This is a genomic window from Actomonas spartinae, assembly GCF_051209155.1.
In the GTDB taxonomy this organism is placed as follows: Bacteria; Verrucomicrobiota; Verrucomicrobiia; order Opitutales; family Opitutaceae; genus Actomonas.
In genome coordinates, this window is record NZ_JBPJGB010000004.1 from 353,687 (window position 1) to 371,855 (window position 18,169).

Genomic DNA, 18,169 nt, shown 5'->3' on the forward strand with positions numbered 1-18,169 from the left:
CTGCCCGGGAGAGTAAAGCTTTTTTAGGCTCGGGCTGACCACCCGATTGGGAGCCAGGCAGCTTGCCAGGTTGGGGCGCGCCCGAGGTCATTCGCGCGGGGAGGAACCGGCGACCACCTGATCGTGAATCCAGGCATAGGTGTGCGCCATGCCGGTCTTGAGCGCCGTGGAGGGTTCCCAACCGAGCATCTTGCGAATGAGGGTGTTGTCAGAATTACGGCCGTTCACGCCTTGCGGCGCATCGCGGTTGTAGCGACGACGCAGGGTGATGCCGGCGATTTCCTCGACGATGTCCACGAGTTGGTTGATCGAGACCTTCTCCTCGCTGCCCAGGTTAATGGGGAACGTGATGTCGTCGCTGCGCATGATGGCTTGGGTGCCGTGCAGGCAGTCGTCGATATACATGAAGGAGCGAGTCTGCTCGCCGGTGCCCCAGATCTCGATCTCGTGCCGGCCCGACAGCTTGGCTTCCACGACCTTGCGGCAGATGGCGGCCGGGGCTTTTTCGCGGCCACCGGTGAAGGCGCCGTGCGGACCGTAGACATTGTGAAAGCGGGCGACTCGCGTCGTGAGACCAAAGTCTTCCCTGAAATGTCGGCAAAGTCGCTCGGAGAACAGTTTCTCCCAACCGTATCCGTCCTCCGGCATGGCGGGGTAGGCGTCGTCTTCCTTGAGGCCGGTGAGCGCGGGGTCATGTTGTTTGCCCTCGGCATACACGCAGGCGGACGAGGCGTAGAAAAAGCGCTCCACGCCTTGTTCGCGGGCAGCCATCAACAGATGGGTGTTGATCAAGACGGAGAGCATGCAGAGGCCCTTGTGGTGTTCGATATACCCCATGCCGCCCATGTCGGATGCCAGGTTGTAGACCCACTTGGCGCCGGCCAAGGCCTGCAGGCAGGGCTCGGGTTTGCGCAGGTCAAAGACCTGGTTCTCGGCTTCTTCGAAGACCTGAAACCACTGGTCGAGCGGTTTTATATCCACCGCTCGGATACGGGTGTGTCCGCGCCGCACGAGATCGCCGACCAGGTGCCCGCCGATGAATCCGCCGGCGCCGCATACTACGATCAGATCATCCTTCATCGGGTAGGGAGTTGACGGGTGCTTCCTGGGATACGTCAACGGCGCGGCTTCCGGCGCGGAGTTTTAGCATGGGGAGGCCGCAGCGCGGCGATTTCGGCCAGCCATGTCGCACTCGAGGCGTCGCTGGGCATGCGCCAATCGCCCCGCGGGGAGAGCGCGACCGAACCGACTTTGGGGCCGTCGGGCATGGCCGAGCGTTTGAACTGCTGGGCGAAGAAGCGACGCACGAACACCTCGAGCCACTTGAGGATGGTCGTGCGTGGGTATTGGTCGCCGAATGCAAGCGCGGCCAGATGGGCGATCTTTGCCGGCCGGCAGCCGTGTCGCACGATGTGGAAGAGGAAGAAGTCATGCAGCTCGTAAGGCCCCACGACGTCTTCGGTTTGCTGGAGAATCTCATCGTTGGCGCCCTTGGGCAGCAGTTCAGGGCTGATCGGCGTCGCGGCGATGTCGTGCAGCACCGCGGTGGTGGCGCCGGAAAATTGTTCGTCGGCCGCCCAGTCGATGAGGTAGCGCACGAGGGTCTTGGGGACGCCGGCGTTCACGTGATACATCGACATGTGATCGCCATTGAAGGTGCACCAGCCGAGGGCCGACTCCGACAAGTCACCGGTGCCAACCACGAAACCGCCGACTTGATTGGCGACGTCCATCAGGATCTGAGTGCGCTCACGGGCCTGGGCGTTTTCGTAGGTGACGTCGTGGCGCGCGGGGTCATGGCCGATGTCGGCGAAGTGTTGTTTGACGGCGGGACCGATGGGGATGACGCGCAGGGTGGCGCCAAGTTGCGCGACCAGCTGCTCGGCGTTGCCGCGGGTGCGCTTGGTGGTGCCGAAACCGGGCATGGTCGGCGCGATGATGCCGGATCGGTCCAGACCCAGTAGATCGAACGCATGCACGGTGACCAGCAGCGCGAGGGTCGAATCGAGGCCGCCGGAGATGCCGATCACGACCTTCTTGGATCCGGTGTGGCGCAGGCGTTTGGCCAAGCCGGTGGATTGAATGGAGAAAATCTCGTGGCAGGTCGCCGCCCGGATGGCGGGGTCGCTCGGAACAAAGGGGTGGGCCGGGTTCGGACGCAGGGAACCCAGCGGCGCCGCCGACTTGGGCGGAGCCTTGGTCGAGAGCGCGATGGGCACACGTTCGGTCGGTTCGGACGGAGCGCCGGCCGAGTAGCTGCTGTTGGTTAGGCGCTCATGGCCGAGGCGTTGCAGGTCGATGTCGGCGCAGGTGATCTGCGCGGCGAAGCGGAAGCGCGCGCTCTCGGCCAGGAGGGCGCCGTTTTCGGCGATGAGGCAGTGGCCGGAGAAGACGACATCGGTCGATGATTCGCCGGGGCCTGAGCTGGCGTAGGCGTAGGCGGCGAGGCAGCGGGCCGATTGTTGTCTGACCAAGTCGCGGCGGTAGGGCGCCTTGCCCAACAGTTCATCGCTCGCGGAGGGGTTGAGAATCAGGTTGGCGCCGGCCAGGCACAGGTTGCCGCTGGGCGGGTTGGCGGTCCAAAGGTCTTCGCAGATTTCGACTCCGAGAGTCAGCCGGTGCCCGGCGTCGTTGAACAACAGATCGGTGCCGACCGGGACAAGGCCGCCCTCGAGTTCGACCGCCACGGCAGTGAGCCTGGTTGCGCTCGTGAACCACCGCTCCTCGTAATATTCGTGCGTCGTGGGGAGGAAAGATTTCGGCACGATGCCGAGAACGGCCCCTTCGCCGATCAGGGCGGCGCAGTTGTAGAGCCGGTCGTCAATGACCAGGGGAAGGCCGACGAGCGCGTGGATGGGAAGATCGGCGGTCGCCGCGGCCAAGTGCTGGAGGGCCTCCTTGGCGGCGGAGAGCAGGATGTCTTGGGCGAAGAGGTCGCCACAGGTGTAGCCGGTGAGGCTGAGTTCGGGAAACAGGGCGACGCGGGCGCCGGAACGGACCGCCTGGGTGAGGCAGCGCAGGTGTTCGGCGGTGTTGAACGTCGTGTCACCGACACGCAGCTCAGGCGCGATGGTGGCGAGACGAAGGAAGCCGTGCTGTTCGGGGGCGTTCAAATGCGAAGAAGTTCTGCGGGCGGGGGGGACGCGGAAGACAGCTTTATAGAACGTCAGCGAAGGCTGGGCGCAAGCGGGCGAAAATCCAACGGCCAAGCAGGAAGACCAGCACACCTGAGACCCAAAGGTAGATCAAGTGATGGAGGTTGATCGGCCGGTGCCACAGCAAGGCGTCACGGGACAGTTCGATCGCCAGCAGAAGGGGATTGAAACGCAGGAAAATCCAGATTGATGGCGGGACCTTTGAGGCGGGGAAAAAAATCGCGCTGGCATACATGAGGGCCAGCATCGCGAACTGGGTCAGTTGCTGCAGGTCGCGCCAAAAGACCCCGATCGCGGCGATGGCGTAGGTCACTCCAAGCGTCATGAACCCTAACGGAATAAGAATGATCGGCAGCCAGAGTCCGCTCCAGGCCAGGCCGTGACCAAAAATCAGCACGCCTGCCAGGACCAGTCCGAGGCTGATCATCATGTGGAATGCGGCGGTGGCGACGGAAGCGGCGGGAAGCACACCCAGCGGGAAGACCACCTTTTTCACAAAATTGGGGTTTCCCACGATGATGTTGGGGGCCAGGGCGAAGTTTTCGGCGACAAAATGAAAGAGGGTGAGCCCAAGAAAGATACCCAACGCGTAATCCACCGCGGTTTCGTCCGGCAGCACGCCGAAGCTGCCGTCGAAGATGAAGCCAAAGACCACCACGTAGAGCCCGAGCATCAGCAAGGGCTGGATGAAGGACCAGGCGAGCCCCAGGTGGCTGCCACGATGTCGCAGCTCGATCGAACGCTGGGTGAACTGCCACAGCAAATCGCGGGAAGCCCAGAGGCGGGAAACCTGTTTAGTTGGCGCGAGCGGCGTGGCAGACATCGACTCGAAGACGAACCAGCAGGCGCCATGGTGAGTAAAGCTCAATTTGCCGATGGTTGGTGGACGGCGGGGGCTTGTCATACCGGAGAATGAGCTTGCGTGACGAGTTGCTGGTATGGCGTTGTGCCAGTTCGGATTCACCGTGCTCTCGAGGCGATCGTTTGAAACCCAGACCCATTTCAATGTTGTTCACACCCAGCCGTTTTGCCCGGCGCTTTTTCTCCCGTGTCCTGTGGGGCGCGGTCCTGATTGTAACCGGCCTGCAGGCCCAGTCGGAACTCAATCTGCCGGAGGATACGCTTCCGGACCTGAAACGATTCATCGAAATCGCAGCAGATCGTTCACCGCGGATGATCTTGCGCAGCTTCGATGAAGCCGCTTCCGATGGCGAACTTATCGCCGCCAAGGCCGCTCGCCTGCCGAATTTGGGCATGTTTGGTGACATTTTGAAGGCACGGGAAGACCGGGCGGACTTCGCTGCTCCGCAGTCCGCGAACAAGATCTACTACCGTGCGCAAATGACCCAACCCTTGTTCCAGTGGGGCATCATCTCACGCAATATTGAGAACGCCAAACTGCGCCGGGAAATGGAAGACGGCCGCACCAAGCAGGCTTTCGTCACCATGGCCATTGAGGTCCGGAAAAAGTATCTGGAGCTGATTCTGCTCAAGCAGATGGCCGTCCGTCATCGTTTCAGCATGACCCTGATGGAAGAGGAGCTCGAGCAGGCAATCGAGAAGCGGGAGCTGAACACAATCTCCGAGGCGACCCTGCAGGACGTGCGTCTGAAGTATAAGCGCAATTTGGCAGGCACGGCCTACCACGAAGAGCAGTTGCTCTACACCAAGGGCGTGTTTGCCCGGATGGTCGGGGTCGAGTCGATATCCGATGATGAAATCGCCGACGAGTTCCCCAAAGTCACTCCGGAAAGCGACGCGCGCTTTTTGGCGTCGTTGCTGGCTCGGTTCAGCGAGGATCCGGGGGCTTGGAACTCGGAGCTCAATATTCTCGAACTCGACCTGAAGACCAAACGAAACGACCTGCAGAACAGCAAGGTGAGCCTGCGGCCAAAATTTGGGCTCATGGCGGGCATCTCCCAAGACGAACAGAGCTACACCGCCAACATCGCCCAGCGTTACGAGTATCAATCCATCTTCGGTGGTCTGAGCGTTTCCTGGACCCTGTTCGATGGCTTTGCGAAGCGCGGTTGGGTGCGGGCTGGTCTTAACCGGCTGCGGGCCGGTGAGAAGGCGTTTGAAATGCGACGCGAAAACATCATCGCCGACGCGGAAAGTTTTGCCCGTCAGCTTAAGTATCGCGCGATCGAGGCAGAGGTCGGCGACCAGGAACTGGTCAATGCCCAAAACCACTTCAAATACATGCAAGGTCAGTTCGATCGCGGCGAAGCGTCCGAAAACGATCTGGCGCAGGCCAAGCTCGGCATGGCCGATCGGGAGCGTTCGGCGATGTTGGCCCGCTACGTTTATTGGGAGGCCTTGTTTAACTTTTTAGGGATCATCGAGGCAGATCCGGCGGTCGACCTGATCCCGTCCCATCGCCTATGAAGAAGCTTCTTGCGCTCGTCCTGATCGTGGCGGCGGCTGTTGCCGCGGCGATCTTTCTCAATCGCCCGACCGCGATCGTTCGCGCCGCTTGGCAGGGGCGGGCACTGCAATCCGTGCCTGGCAGCGTGACGGTGCTGGCCGAGTTCGACATGGACTTGAAGTCCGAGGTCGGCGGTCGCGTGGTGGAATCCGAACTGGATCCCGGCAAGGCTTTTGCCGAAGGCGACTTTCTGGTGCAGATCGATCCCAGCGATCTCGAACTGGAGATTGAGCGCATTCAGGGCGAATACGAGGCGGCCAAGGCCAAGATTGAGGTGGGCTCATCGATCGCGCTGGAGTTGGAAACGGCCAAGGAGAACCTGGCCCAATCCGAGCGCCTACGGCGCAGCGGAAACATGTCCGAGTCTGAGTATCGCAAACAGGAGCGCGGCGTGCAGCAGATCGAGCAGAAGCTTAAACTCGAGGAGGTGAACAACGAGCTGCAGCTGGCCAACTACCGCAACAACCTCGCCCAACGCCGGCGCGAATTGGCCAAGATGCGCATCACGGCCCCATTCGAGTGTGTGGTGTCCGAGGTGTATGCCCGACCGGGTGATCTCATCGGTTCCAGTTCGCCGATCGCGCTGCTCATATCGAAGAGCCGCACGGTGGAGGCCCGCATCAGTGAGGAAAACTTTTCCAACATCGCGCTGGGGCAGCGGGCCTCTGTTCGCTTGTTGGGTTACGGCAGCCAGCAGTTCAGCGCGACGGTTTCGAAGGTTCTGCCGGCCGCCGACGCCGAGACCCAGCGCTACATCGTTCACCTCGACGTGGACATCGAGTTGGAACGTCTCGTGCCGGGCCTGACCGGTGAGGTGAGTATCGTCACCGCGGAGCGTAACAACACCACGCTCATCCCGCGCCGCGCGTTGATCGGCGACAAAGTGATGGTGGTGAACAATGGAGTGGTGGAGGTGCGCCAAGTTGAACCCGGCTACGAGAGTCTCAACGAAGTGGAAATCCTTTCCGGCTTGGAGCCGGGGGACTTGGTCATCACCGAGGAAATCGACCTCTATCGCGATGGCGATCGAGTGAACGTGGAAGAGCGCGGTTAATCGCGATCATGTCGCCCAATTTCCGCATCGCGCTTCGGTTCCTGACCGCCAAAAAGCGGGCCATGCTGATGAGCCTCGCCTGCATCGTGTTGGGCGTCGGATTGTTCGTCATCACGCAGGCGACCACGAGTGGCTTCGAGAAATTCTTTATCCGCACGATTCTCGGCACCAACGGCGCCATTCGCATCGCCGACAAGATGCAGGACACCATGGGCGTCATGTTCGCCGGCGGCACTGAGAGCGGCGAGTCGAGCATGCTCATCTCCAACGAGAAGAACCGGAAATACATCGAAGGCATCGATGAGCCGGATTTGCTGATCAAAGCGCTGCGCCCCTTCGGCAACGTGGCCGCGATTTCTCAGGTCGTGACCGGCTCGATCACGGCGGAGAGCTCTTTCAAGGATGAGAGTGCCAAGGTTTACGGCATCGAGCTGGACGATCACATCGCCGTTTCCGACCTCGAGCACCAGATCGTGCGCGGCGACGTGGGGGTCTACCGGGTTTCGCCGCTGGGCATCATGATTGGCAGCGTATTGGCCACGCGTCTTCGGCTTGAGATTGGGGACTCCGTGTCCCTGCAAACCCGGGAGCAGAATCGTCGCTACACCGTGTGTGCGATCTACGAAACCGGTGTCGCCGACATCGACAAGGAACGCATCTACATGCACCTCTCCGAGGCGCGGTCGCTGCTCAAAAAAACCAACGGCGCTTCCTTCCTGCAGGTCGGGCTGATCGAGCCCAACCGGGCACCGGCCGACGCGCTGTTGATGCAGGAAACGCTCAAGCACAGTGCGACAAGTTGGCAGGAGCGGGAGAAGACCTGGCTGGAGGTGTTTCGCGCGCTGCGCATTTCCTCCGGCATCACGGTTTCGGTATTCACCCTCATCGCCGGGTTGGCGATGTTCAATACCCTCGCGATGATCGTGATGGAGAAGACCAAGGACATCGCGATTCTGCGTTCCATGGGCTACACGCGGGAGGACGTCCTGCAAATCTTCATCTGGCAGGCGGTCATCGTGCTCGTGATCGGCACCATTCTGGGCTGCGCCTTGGGGGCGGGCGGCACGTATGCGATTTCCAATGTGCGTGTGCGCATCACAGGTATTTTCGCAACGGATACCTTCATCGTCGCTTGGTCGTGGTGGCACTACCTCTACGCCGTGGTGACCGCGGTTGTGATGGTGATGGTCGCCAGTTTGATTCCGGCTCGCCGCGCCGCGCGGCTTGAGCCGGGCGATGTCATTCGGGGGACCGCGCAATGAGCGACAATACCGTGACCGACGACGTTGTGATTCGTTGCGAAGGTTTGCACCGCTACCTCGGCGAGGACGAGGGGCGGGTGCACGTGTTGAAAGGCGTGTCCTTCGAGGCCAAGCGCGGTCACGTCTACGCGATCGTTGGACCTTCAGGTTGCGGCAAATCGACGCTGCTCTATCAGCTCGGCCTGTTGGACCAACCTGACGGGGGCAAGATTTGGCTGGCGGGCGAGCTCATGTCGAACAGCAGCGACGAGTCGCGCACGGCCGCCCGTAATCGCCACCTCGGTTTCGTGTTCCAGTTTCATTTTCTGATGCTCGAGTTCTCCGCCTTGGAGAACGTCATGATGCCCATGCGCAAGCAGGGCCGCCTCAGTCAGCCCGAGATGGAGGCGAAGGCCAGGTCGCTCCTGGAGTCCGTTGGCCTGGGGGACAAGACGCATCGTCTGGGCACGCAGCTATCCGGTGGCGAACAGCAGCGGGTCGCGGTCGCGCGGGCACTGGCCAACGAACCCTCCGTCATCCTGGCCGACGAGCCGACCGGCAACCTGGACCAGAAGAACTCGGACCTTGTTTTCAATCTTCTGACCCGTCTCGCGAAAGAGAACGGTCAGGCGATCGTGCTGGTGACGCACAATCCGGAGATCGCGCAGCGCTGCGACTTCATCCGTCCGATGCGGGACGGAGAATTCGTCGCCAGCTGATCTGTCAGCCTACCAATGCAGGTAGTCGCCCGGCTTGAGCGCTTGGGCGAACGCGACGAGCAGCTTCACGCAGGCCTCCACGTCGGCGAGGTCCACCATTTCGCTGGGGGTGTGCATGTAGCGCAGCGGGATCGAAACGAGGCCCGTGGCCACGCCGCCGCGTGCCATTTGGATTGCGCGGGCATCGGTGCCAGTGGGGCGCGGGTCGGCCTCGAGTTGATAGTCGATCTTCGCCTTCTTGGCGGCGTCGACGAGGCGTTGAAACACCAATGGGTTGATGTTCGGTCCGCGGCAGAGCATCGGGCCGCCGCCGAGTTTGATTTCACCAAATTTGCGGTTGTCACAGTCGGGATGATCGGTGGCGTGACCGACATCGACCGCGATCGCGATGTGCGGGTTGACCGCGTAGCTGGAGGTCGTGGCCCCGCGCACCCCGATCTCCTCCTGCGAGGTGCCGACGGCGACGACGCGGGCGGCGGGTGACTTCTTGGCTTTGGCGAGCCGAATGAGGGTCTCGCCGACGACGTAGGCGCCCACCTTATTGTCAAAGGCGCGCGCGGTGCCGATGGTGCCGTTCAGCAGTTCGAATTCGTGGTCGTAGGTGGCGCTATCGCCGACGCTGACGCGCTTCATCGCCTCCTTCTTGTTCTTGGCGCCGATATCGATCCACATTTCGTGAATCTCTGGCACCTTCTTGCGATCCTCCGGATTCATCAGATGGATGGCGCGCTTGCCGGTGACACCGCGGACCGGACCGTTGGCGGTGCGGATGATCACGCGGCGACCCGGAATCATGATGCGGTCGTGGCCACCGATGGTGCTGAAGTAGAGGAAGCCGTCGTTGTTGATGTAGGTGATCAGCAGGCCCAGCTCGTCGAGGTGGCCGGCCAGCATGAGCGTCGGGTCGCCTTTCGGGTTGAGCGTGGCCACGCGGTTGCCCAGGGCGTCTTTCTCATAGACGTCGGCGGCGGGCTGCACATGGCGATCGAATACCGCTTGGGTTTCGAATTCGTCACCGGAGGGCGCGCGGGCCGCGAGGAGTTCGGTGAGAAACGCAGGGGGAGAGTATGATTTTGGCATGAAACGAACGGTTGCTTTTGGCCGAGCCTGAAATCGAAAATCGAAAATCCAAAATCAAAAATCCCGATGATCATTTATCCAGCCATCGACATCAAAGGCGGCCGCGCGGTGCGGTTGCTGCAAGGACGCGCCGACCAGGAAACGGTTTACGCAGCCAACCCGGCCGATGTGGCCAAGGAGTTCCAAGCCACGGGCAGCCCCTGGGTGCACGTCGTCGACCTGGATGGAGCGTTCGCGGGATCCCCCCAGAACTTGGCGCGGGTGCAGGCCGTGGTGGAGACAGGCATGCGGGTGCAGCTTGGGGGAGGTATGCGCGATCGAGAAACCATCGAGCGGGCCCTGGCGATTGGCGTAAGCCGCGTGGTGATCGGAACCAAGGCGGCCGAGAGTCCGGAGTTTGTGGCCGAGATGGTGCAGGCCTTCGGTGAAAAGATCGCGGTCGGCATCGACGCGAAGGACGGCAAGGTCGCGGTCAAGGGATGGGTGGATACCACCGGCACCGGGGCGATTGAACTGGCTCAGCAAATGGACCAGATCGGTGTGCGGACGATCATCTACACCGACATCGGCACCGATGGCATGCTAACCGGCCCGAATTTCGCGGCGCAGGAGGAAATGGCCAACGCCGTGTCGGCGACCATCATCGCCAGCGGCGGCGTCAGCCGCCGTGATGATGTGATCGGTTTGACTGAAATCGAAAAACGCCGCCCGAATCTGGGCGGCGTCATCGTGGGCAAAGCCCTTTATGAAAAGCGGGTGGAGTTGGGCGATCTACTCGCAATTGTCGGTTAGCCGGAATGATCCTGAAGCTGCCACCTGATCACCGTGATGGAAAAGCTGCGTGAGCATCTTGGATGGGGTAAGCCTCGCTTCGGCTGGGTGATCGCGCTGGCGGTGCTGGCCTACGTGGTGATCGGCACGAGCTTGTTCAATCGGGCTTATGGTCGGAATGGGGCATCGCTTCATCGATTGGGCTTTGGCTACGGCGTATTATTGCAGGCGCTGGACGAGGATGGGGCTTACCGCGTTTGTGATGTTCACTATCCCGGGCTCTGTTTCTCTGCCCATCGACTGCCGCTCATTCCCTACAGCCTCAAAATGGGCGGAATGCTCTGCGGTGATGATCAGGGCAGAGTGCTTTGGGTCAAAAGCATCCCCTTGGGCGGAATGTTGTTCCTATTGTTATTTCTGACGGCGCATCGAGGAACGGTGCCTTGGACGCGTTGGTTCGCGGGGACCGTGCTGCTTCTCGCAATGCCCAGGTGGGCCGTGGTATTTTTCGAGCTGTCGGTGGAAGAGGCTTACTTGGCGGTTCCGCTCGGACTGCTGTTTTCCATGGTATTGTTTTTGGATCGAGTTTGGTGGTCCACCATTCGAGCAGGCATCGCGACCGGGTTTATTTTGGTGACGCTCCTTTTCCTCAAAAATTCGATGCCCTTTTGGGCGATGGCGGCACCAGTGTTGATTTGGATCATCCACCGCAATGGTAAGGCCATGGCGGTTTCACTGATATTGGTTTTGGCCGGGATGGCCGGATTGGCTGCGTTCAACCAAATCCACTCTGGCAAATTTACGATCGGTTCCTCGTGGGCTGGTTGGAATCTCTTCAAAGGCAACAATCCTCAGACGGCTGAACTATACCCACAATACAGTCTCGATGTCTTGGACTACGAAGGCGCGGTGGCGGCGGATCGACCGCTGGTCGACGAGTGGGACCACGACCGGTATTTCAAAGAACGAGCCAAGGACTTTATTCGGGAAAACAAACTTGAGTTTGCGCAGCTCTGTCTGACGAAGGCTTGGGTTTTTTATGCCGATGTGCGGCCGAACGGAGCGTCCCGTGACGGTAGCGGCGAACGGGGAGCGATGAAAAACCTGCAGCAGGTCTGGATGGTGGCGTTCCGCCTGTTGCTGTGGTGGACCATCGTTCGATCAATGGTTGACCTGTGGCGTTGGCGCAGCGCGCCGCAACTCGTGGGGGTGGCGGGCTTTTACCTCGGTTTCCTTTTTCTTTACTCCGGCTTTCACGTAGTCGGCTTTGCCTACGAGCGGCACGTGGTGCCGATCATGTTTCCAACCTTGCTCGTTTGGTGGTGGCGCAGCTCGGCGCGGGCGAAGTCCGTTATTAGTAGTGGGTCGATTTGAGTGGTTTATTAAGAATTGTTAAATAATATTGCTATTAACTAATATTGCGTAATTGTTTTGGTTGTGCTGTGTCTCGGCAATAGTTCCAAAACGCTCGGGCGGGCAGAATTTGTTGCAATTACGTTGCCGACCCTAATGGAGTCTTTAGTGGGCTCAAGAAAGGATTATTGCTATGGGTAAATATCGGTTGTTGACCCCTCAGTTTTTTGGGTGGTGCGCTTTTGCAACACTGGTTGTCGTTGTCCTTACCAGTAGGCGGGATTTGGTCTATGATGAGCCGGCGTATATTGGGCTTGCCGACCAGTTGGCGAAAAGGGCCACTATGTTAGAGTGGTATTTGGGAAATCAACTTGGTCCAACTGGCCCACTTCATGCCTATCTTCATAATACGATATCGCTCGGGCAAGGGCATCTGCCTGCTCCATGGTTTAGGATTGTTAATCCACTTTTGTTACTAGGCATTGTATACTTAATCGGGGATCTATTTAGAATAAACGGGGAGCCGGATTGGAAAGCTTGGTGTTTAATGGGTTTGCCTGTTACTTGGGTAGTGGCAGGAATGGCTCTCACCGAAATACCGGCGATGGTGGGGCTTGTTCTTGGTATTTGGGCAACGGAGCGCCTGCGCCAGGAGGAGAATATCCGACCTATCTGCATAGCTTCTGGTGTTTTGGTAATAGGAATCATAGTTATGCTATTGGGTCGCCAAACATACCTTGCAGCACTTCCGGCGCTTGCTTGGCGCGCTATCACTAGGCGAAATTGGATGTGGGTTGGGTGGAGCTGCCTCCTAGGGGTTGCCCCCTTAATGGTGTTATTCTATATATGGGGCGGGGTCGTTCCGCCTCTTCTTGGTTACGTCGGCGGTGGCTTGGAGTTTGGTCATGCTTTTTCCGCCTTCTGTTATCTTGGGATATTTATTCTAATATTGGCCCCTGGTATGTTTCTCAAAGCGCCTCTTCGAACCTTCGTTTTTGGCGTCGGAAGTATCGTATTAAACGGTATTTTGTTTCACGAGCAGTTTCTTCCAATGAAGTCAGTCCAGTCTGTCCTGTTGGAAGGGCGCACGGCGGAATATGTGGCAATGGTGGTAAACATTGTATTCGTATTTATTGGTGGTGGTTGTGTCAGCGTCCTTTTAGGCGGAATTGCTGAAAAACCGGCTACTCAGTCTTCTTGTGCTGCGCTCGGGTTATTGCTTCTTTGCGGCGCATGCGCTGCAGTTGTCCACCTGTTCTCGAGTCGATACGTTGGTATGGCGACGCCGTTCTTAATCTTATTCGTTCGTTCGCACATACAGGCAGGAGTAAGCCTAGCCCTGCGAATGCTGGCAGGGGCCGGACTCGGGTTCGCGGCGTTACTGTCCTACCACTATTGATGGTTGCTCAGGGAGCGAATTGATCAGCGATCTCTTCCAGCGGATACGTCAAGATTTCCGCCAAGGTCGGATGATACCACGGTGCTTTGAGCAGATCAAAAACCGTGGCATTCATGGCGAGCGGACCGCTAAAGCAGTGGATGAGTTCGCCCGCTTGCGGACCAACAATTTCCGCGCCGAGAATGCGGCCCTTTTTCGGTTCGGCGATAACCTTAACGTAGCCGCGCTTGGCCTCCATGAGGATCGACTTGCCGTGATCATCAAAGGGGTAGTCGGCGACCAAATACGGTGTGCCGGATTCCTGGAGTTGCGATTCCTGTAACCCGATCGACGCGATGGGCGGATCGGTGAACACGACATTGAGCAAGAGGTCGTGGTTGATGGGTTTCAGCCCCTTCTGACCGTTGGCGTGACGCGCGGCGAGTTCACCCTGCGCTACGGCCAAGTGCACAATGTCGTGCGGTCCACAAACATCGCCACCGGCATAGATATGCGGCTGGGTGGTTTGCTGCCAGCGGTTGGTCTGAATTCGCCCGGCTTTGGTCAACTTTACCCCGGCTCGATCCAGGTCGAGTCCGACCGTGTTTGGGCTGCGACCGAGTGCGTTGAAGAGGTGCTTAGCCTTGCGGGTGATACGCTTGCCGCTGCTGAGGAACGTCACGCTGACACCGTCGTTGGTGGGCTTGATCAACTCGATCTTGGTGTCGGTGTGTAAATCGATGCCTTCGTCGCGGAAGGCTTGTTGCACCACGTCGGACGCGGCGGGCGAGTGGTCTTTGAGAATATTGGCACTGCGTTGAATGAGCACCACTCGCGAACCGATGCGGCGAAGGAACTGACTGAGTTCGCACGCCACGATGCCACCGCCGAGCACGATGACGCTGGGTGGAACGTGGTCGAGTTCGAGCACGTCGTCACTGGTCCAAAATGGAGTATCAGCGAGTCCGGGAACCGGGGGCACGGCGACCTTTGAACCCGTCCCGATGATGAAGTGCTTGCCTTTGAGGACCGTGCCATCGGTCAGTGCGACCGTATGGGGATCGACGAATTTGGCGTGGGAGCGGAAGACCCGGTAGCGAGGTTTGCTCATCGCCTTTTGCCGATACTCGGCGAACTCCCCGATGATGGAGCGCTTGCGAGCGTGGAGCTTACGCATGTCGACGGTGGCCGAAGGGATCTTGAGTCCAAAGGATTTTCCATGCTGCGCGAGATGCAGCACTTCGGTCGAATAGAGCAGGGTCTTCGACGGCATGCAGCCGCGTAGGATGCAAAGTCCGCCGAGTTCGGGCGCCCCGTCGACGATGGCGACTTTTTTCCCCTGATCCGCCGCGACGCGGGCGGCGTTAAAACCGGCGGAACCACCGCCGATGGCGATGAAATCAAAATTCAGTGGACGAGCCATAAAGTTAAGGGGACGGAGAAAACGTTATTCGCAAATCAGCGCCCTTTGCCGAACACCATGAGGTGAATCGTCCGCAGGACGATGGCGGCGTCCATCACGAACGAAAAGTGCCGGATGTAGTAGAGGTCGTATTCGAGTTTGCGCAGCGTATCGTCGATGCTTGCTCCGTAAGAATAGTTGATCTGGGCCCAGCCGGTGATGCCCGGGCGCACCAAGTGGCGAAAATGGTAGCAAGGGATCTGGGTTTCGTAGTCCGCCACCAGCTCGTCCCATTCCGCGCGGGGACCGATGAGGCTCATCTCGCCGCAAAGCACGTTCCACAACTGGGGGATTTCGTCGATCCGGGTCTTGCGCAGGAAACGGCCGACCGCGGTGATGCGAGGGTCGTTCTTCTGGGTGTAGCGGGAATCGGAGGGAGTCGATTCCCGGGGCGCAGAGTTGGGTGGTGACGAAACACGCATGGTCCGAAGCTTGAGCATCGGAAACGGAACTCTATTTCGGCCGATTCGATTTTGGCGGAAGAAAACCGGCCCTCGATCAGATAGCTTGATGGCAATCGCGGCAACGAGGAGCAGGGGCGCGGCGAGGGTGAGCCCCAGCAAGGATGAGGAGACATCCGCCATCCGCTTCAAACGCTCGAAGACCGGGTTTCGGGCAATTTCGAAACCCTTCTGGAAAAGCCAAACGTAGTTGATGCGATAAAGCGGAATCTTCCGCCAATAGGTTTCGTAAAAGAGCTCCAGCGTGAAGGTCGGAACGCCGGTGAAATACAGCTCGGTGAGCTCGTCGGCCAAGCCAGGAGGGATGGAACTCGTGGTTTCCTTGAGCACGACGGCCTCCACATTAATCTGTCCGGATCGAATCTCATCGATCACGGCGCGATACATTCGCAGTGTGGACGTGTCGGCGGAAGCTGAGCTGCGAAAGGGCGGGGGCGTGGCGTCGCTGGTGTAAGCATAGATGACTTTTTGAGCGAAGTCATTCTCCTCACAGGCGGCGCGGAAGGTTTCGCAGGATACCTGATCGCCGAGAAAAAGCACGGCCCGGTCCGATCGCTCATTTTTGAGCAATCGATGGATCGAGCGACGGTAACTCAGGGTTAGAAAGGCGACGCAAAAAAAGCCGAGCGCGATGACCAAGCGGGAGTCCTCGAGGCGTGAACCCGCGGTGATGACCACGTAGGACACGAGCAAGGTGGCCAAAAGTGCGAAGCCCACCGCGACAAAATGCTGCGACGTGTAGTCGGCGCTCATCATCTCGGTTCGCGAACGATACCCGTCGATGAGAAACAATCCGATGAGCGTGAACAGCCACGGAGTCAGCAAAGGTGAGAACAGCCAGTCGCCGTTGCCCAAGATACCGCGCAACTGGCCCAGCACGTTGAAGGTCGCGAACACCACAAAGGTGTCGAGCGCGAGCAGAAGGGCGAGGTGGCCGCGATGGATTGTCATTTCGAAGATGCGGGAGTCTCTTCCGCCGAAACAGGAATTGCGCCGATCTCGCGTAGAATTTGCAACATTCGTCCGGCGGCCGTGCGGGCATTTCCCTCGGTCCGGTAGAACGCAGCCGCCGCTTCGGCGTGCCGAGTGGCGAGGTCAGGCGATTCAACCCACTCACAAATTTCAGTGGCCAGCGCATCCAGCTGGGCTTCGTGGCCGGTCAGACCAAGTTCCCGCGCGCGGATGAGCTTGGCGAATTCGCATTGCGCCGGACCGATGAAAACGACGGGCCGACCCGCGGCACAAATCCCGTAGAGCTTGCTCGGGAAGACAACATCCTCACACCCGGCTTTGAGGGTCACCAAGTGAGCATCGCCGAGTGCGAGCACATCGCTGCGGCGTTCGCGTGGTTGGGCCGGAAAGAAGCGCAGGTGGGTCAGCCCGCGTCGCTTTGCCTCCGCCTCCATCGCCGCCTTTTGGGGGCCCGGGCCGACGAGACAAAACGCAACGCGCGAGTCGTCGCGCAGCGTTTCAGCCAGACCGAGAATCTGATGCAGTGCGTGGACTCGCCCGAAGTTGCCAAAATAGAGCAGCACGAATTTGTCCTCGAGATTCCACTCCTGACGGAGTGCTGCGGCTTCCGCGGCCGAACGACATTCCACACCGTCGGGCGCCCAATTGGGCAGCAAATGAATACGGGAGGGCGGCACGGCGGCAGCTCGAACCAGGTTCGCCATGTCTTCGCCGAGTGTGATGCACGCGTCGGCGTTGCGCCACATAAGATCGCGCGGCCAGGCCAACCATTGTGCGGCGCGGCTGCCGCTCACGCGCTGAATCACTTCGGGGTAGATGTCCTGAATCCAATGAATCACGCTGGCACCGCGAAGTCGGAGCACGGGTTGCAGAAGAATGCCCAGCAAGGGCGGATCGGTCATGATGATGACGGCGTCGCCCCGTTGGGCGGTGCGCAGGGCTTTCCATACGGCCACGATGGCGAAGGTCAGCAGATCCACCGCGTGCGCCACCACACTGCCGGAGTTGCCGAGATGCGTGCCGCGAACTCGCAGCAGCCGAACCCCGTTCTCAACGCTTTCCGGTGGCGTATCATCGCTGAGGCGCGACGTGAGCACGCTCACCGACTGACCTTGCGCAGCGAGGTATTCCGCCATGTCGGTCAGCAGCTGCGAAGTGGCGGTGCTGCTGGGCCGGTAAAAGCGATTGATAAAAAGCAAGCGGCTCACGGCTGCGGTGAAGCGTTGTGCGTTCGACGATATTCGGCCGCCTTGGCCACACCGAGGAATTCGTAGAACGCGAGCAGGCGGCAAAAGACCCAGCCCCGATAGCCGTCGAGAAATCCGCGTCGTAACAGGTAGTGGTAGACAAAACGCAACGTCGGGCGAAACGGCAGGCGGCGGCTGATGCGACGCAAGACCCGTTTCAGCGCGATATCGGACTTGAGCCTGCCCGTGGTGCTCTCCGCGCGGGCGGCGGCGGAAAGATCGAGCTGCGCCTCCCAGCTGGAGTAGCGGTTGTGCTTCTCGACCCAGATGTCGATGGTCGGGAACGCGTAGTGATCGAGTTCTCCCTTCAGGTAGCCAGCCTTACCTTGCAGTTGCACGTGTTCGTGGACCTCGTTGTCACCTGAGCCGGTATCCTCCACGCCGGTGAACTGCTCATAGCGACCAAGCGCATGCCGGAAAAAACGCAGGTTCCAACTCGGGTAGTAGCCGCAGTGCTTGAGCCACCCGTCGAGAAACCAGAAACGACGATTGACGTAGTAGCCTGCGACTTCGGTTGAAGGCGCCGCCAGCAAGGCCCGCAGTTCCTCCACCAACTCCGACGTGAAGCGTTCGTCGGCATCGAGGATGAAAACCCACTCGTGCTTCCAGGTGATGTTGGCCAAGGCCCAATTTTTCTTTTTCGGCAGCCGACCGTTCCATGCGAAGTCGATCACTTTGGCGCCGAGTTCGCGGGCGATGTCGGGCGTGCCATCGGTCGAGCCACTGTCGACGACGATGATTTCGTCGGCCGCCGCGCAGGATGTGATGCAGTCGCGGAGATTGGCTTTTTCGTTGCGGGCCGGAATCAGCACCGAAAGGGGCAGGGGAGAGTCGACGGGCGTGGCCAT

The 18,169-nt window shown here is 59.7% G+C and carries 15 protein-coding genes; 7 read left to right on the top strand and 8 right to left on the bottom strand.

Annotated features, from left to right (window positions below):
• Positions 1-87: 87 nt before the first annotated feature.
• The 3 genes from AC0MRV_RS18305 to AC0MRV_RS18315 are packed head-to-tail and all read right to left on the bottom strand — an operon-like array spanning position 88 to position 4,119.
• Positions 88-1,080, bottom strand: coding sequence for an NAD-dependent epimerase/dehydratase family protein (locus AC0MRV_RS18305; protein WP_472765958.1), 993 nt, complete (start codon positions 1,078-1,080; stop codon positions 88-90).
• Positions 1,081-1,115: 35 nt separating this feature from the next.
• Positions 1,116-3,113: an NAD(+) synthase gene (locus AC0MRV_RS18310; protein WP_472765959.1), complete on the bottom strand. Its 1,998-nt coding sequence runs from the start codon at positions 3,111-3,113 to the stop codon at positions 1,116-1,118.
• Positions 3,114-3,156: 43 nt separating this feature from the next.
• A complete protein-coding gene (locus AC0MRV_RS18315) occupies positions 3,157-4,119 on the bottom strand; it encodes an ABC transporter permease (protein WP_472765960.1) in 963 nt (320 codons plus the stop codon).
• Between AC0MRV_RS18315 and AC0MRV_RS18320 the strand changes: the two genes are divergently transcribed.
• The 4 genes from AC0MRV_RS18320 to AC0MRV_RS18335 are packed head-to-tail and all read left to right on the top strand — an operon-like array spanning position 4,074 to position 8,597.
• Complete coding sequence (locus tag AC0MRV_RS18320) at positions 4,074-5,543, top strand: TolC family protein (protein ID WP_472765961.1); 1,470 nt, start codon at positions 4,074-4,076, stop codon at positions 5,541-5,543. The two genes, AC0MRV_RS18315 and AC0MRV_RS18320, sit on opposite strands and share 46 nt — an antisense overlap.
• Positions 5,540-6,637, top strand: coding sequence for an efflux RND transporter periplasmic adaptor subunit (locus AC0MRV_RS18325; RefSeq protein ID WP_472765962.1), 1,098 nt, complete (start codon positions 5,540-5,542; stop codon positions 6,635-6,637). The genes AC0MRV_RS18320 and AC0MRV_RS18325 overlap by 4 nt, the downstream gene beginning before the upstream one ends.
• 8 nt (positions 6,638-6,645) lie before the next feature.
• Complete coding sequence (locus AC0MRV_RS18330) at positions 6,646-7,899, top strand: ABC transporter permease (RefSeq protein WP_472765963.1); 1,254 nt, start codon at positions 6,646-6,648, stop codon at positions 7,897-7,899.
• Entirely contained in the window at positions 7,896-8,597 is a 702-nt protein-coding gene (locus tag AC0MRV_RS18335; protein WP_472765964.1) for an ABC transporter ATP-binding protein, read from the top strand. Before AC0MRV_RS18330 ends, AC0MRV_RS18335 begins: the two co-directional genes overlap by 4 nt.
• A 9-nt stretch (positions 8,598-8,606) precedes the next feature.
• Here AC0MRV_RS18335 and AC0MRV_RS18340 read toward each other — a convergent pair whose 3' ends face one another.
• The gene (locus AC0MRV_RS18340; RefSeq protein ID WP_472765965.1) at positions 8,607-9,677 is read right to left on the bottom strand and encodes a M42 family metallopeptidase; all 1,071 of its coding nucleotides are present in this window, start codon (positions 9,675-9,677) and stop codon (positions 8,607-8,609) included.
• Between the two features lie 66 nt (positions 9,678-9,743).
• On the opposite strand from AC0MRV_RS18340, the gene hisA reads away from it, so the two are divergent.
• The 3 genes from hisA to AC0MRV_RS18355 all read left to right on the top strand — a co-directional run bounded on the left by hisA (position 9,744) and on the right by AC0MRV_RS18355 (position 13,200).
• Complete coding sequence (gene hisA / locus AC0MRV_RS18345; RefSeq protein WP_472765966.1) at positions 9,744-10,469, top strand: 1-(5-phosphoribosyl)-5-[(5-phosphoribosylamino)methylideneamino]imidazole-4-carboxamide isomerase; 726 nt, start codon at positions 9,744-9,746, stop codon at positions 10,467-10,469.
• Positions 10,470-10,502: 33 nt separating this feature from the next.
• Positions 10,503-11,822, top strand: a complete 1,320-nt coding sequence (locus AC0MRV_RS18350; protein WP_472765967.1) for a hypothetical protein — start codon at positions 10,503-10,505, stop codon at positions 11,820-11,822.
• A gap of 172 nt (positions 11,823-11,994) precedes the next feature.
• Positions 11,995-13,200, top strand: coding sequence for a hypothetical protein (locus AC0MRV_RS18355; protein WP_472765968.1), 1,206 nt, complete (start codon positions 11,995-11,997; stop codon positions 13,198-13,200).
• 7 nt (positions 13,201-13,207) lie between these two features.
• Here the strand turns inward: AC0MRV_RS18355 and AC0MRV_RS18360 are convergent, their stop codons facing one another.
• The 4 genes from AC0MRV_RS18360 to AC0MRV_RS18375 are packed head-to-tail and all read right to left on the bottom strand — an operon-like array spanning position 13,208 to position 18,169.
• Positions 13,208-14,602 (bottom strand): dihydrolipoyl dehydrogenase family protein, encoded by a 1,395-nt coding sequence (locus AC0MRV_RS18360; protein WP_472765969.1) that lies wholly within the window; start codon positions 14,600-14,602, stop codon positions 13,208-13,210.
• A gap of 35 nt (positions 14,603-14,637) precedes the next feature.
• Positions 14,638-16,053 (bottom strand): exopolysaccharide biosynthesis polyprenyl glycosylphosphotransferase, encoded by a 1,416-nt coding sequence (locus tag AC0MRV_RS18365; protein ID WP_472765970.1) that lies wholly within the window; start codon positions 16,051-16,053, stop codon positions 14,638-14,640.
• Entirely contained in the window at positions 16,050-17,282 is a 1,233-nt protein-coding gene (locus AC0MRV_RS18370; protein ID WP_472765971.1) for a glycosyltransferase family 4 protein, read from the bottom strand. The genes AC0MRV_RS18365 and AC0MRV_RS18370 overlap by 4 nt, the downstream gene beginning before the upstream one ends.
• Positions 17,279-18,169, bottom strand: coding sequence for a glycosyltransferase family 2 protein (locus tag AC0MRV_RS18375; RefSeq protein ID WP_472765972.1), 891 nt, complete (start codon positions 18,167-18,169; stop codon positions 17,279-17,281). Before AC0MRV_RS18375 ends, AC0MRV_RS18370 begins: the two co-directional genes overlap by 4 nt.

Bases quoted from the DNA above. Each gene is read 5' to 3' on its own strand.
- AC0MRV_RS18305 (WP_472765958.1), bottom strand. From the start codon at position 1,080: ATGAAGGATGATCTGATCGTAGTATGCGGCGCCGGCGGATTCATCGGC.
- AC0MRV_RS18325 (WP_472765962.1), top strand. From the start codon at position 5,540: ATGAAGAAGCTTCTTGCGCTCGTCCTGATCGTGGCGGCGGCTGTTGCC.
- AC0MRV_RS18330 (WP_472765963.1), top strand. From the start codon at position 6,646: ATGTCGCCCAATTTCCGCATCGCGCTTCGGTTCCTGACCGCCAAAAAG.
- AC0MRV_RS18335 (WP_472765964.1), top strand. From the start codon at position 7,896: ATGAGCGACAATACCGTGACCGACGACGTTGTGATTCGTTGCGAAGGT.
- AC0MRV_RS18340 (WP_472765965.1), bottom strand. From the start codon at position 9,677: ATGCCAAAATCATACTCTCCCCCTGCGTTTCTCACCGAACTCCTCGCG.
- hisA (WP_472765966.1), top strand. From the start codon at position 9,744: ATGATCATTTATCCAGCCATCGACATCAAAGGCGGCCGCGCGGTGCGG.
- AC0MRV_RS18355 (WP_472765968.1), top strand. From the start codon at position 11,995: ATGGGTAAATATCGGTTGTTGACCCCTCAGTTTTTTGGGTGGTGCGCT.
- AC0MRV_RS18360 (WP_472765969.1), bottom strand. From the start codon at position 14,602: ATGGCTCGTCCACTGAATTTTGATTTCATCGCCATCGGCGGTGGTTCC.
- AC0MRV_RS18365 (WP_472765970.1), bottom strand. From the start codon at position 16,053: ATGACAATCCATCGCGGCCACCTCGCCCTTCTGCTCGCGCTCGACACC.
- AC0MRV_RS18375 (WP_472765972.1), bottom strand. From the start codon at position 18,169: ATGGCCACGCCCGTCGACTCTCCCCTGCCCCTTTCGGTGCTGATTCCG.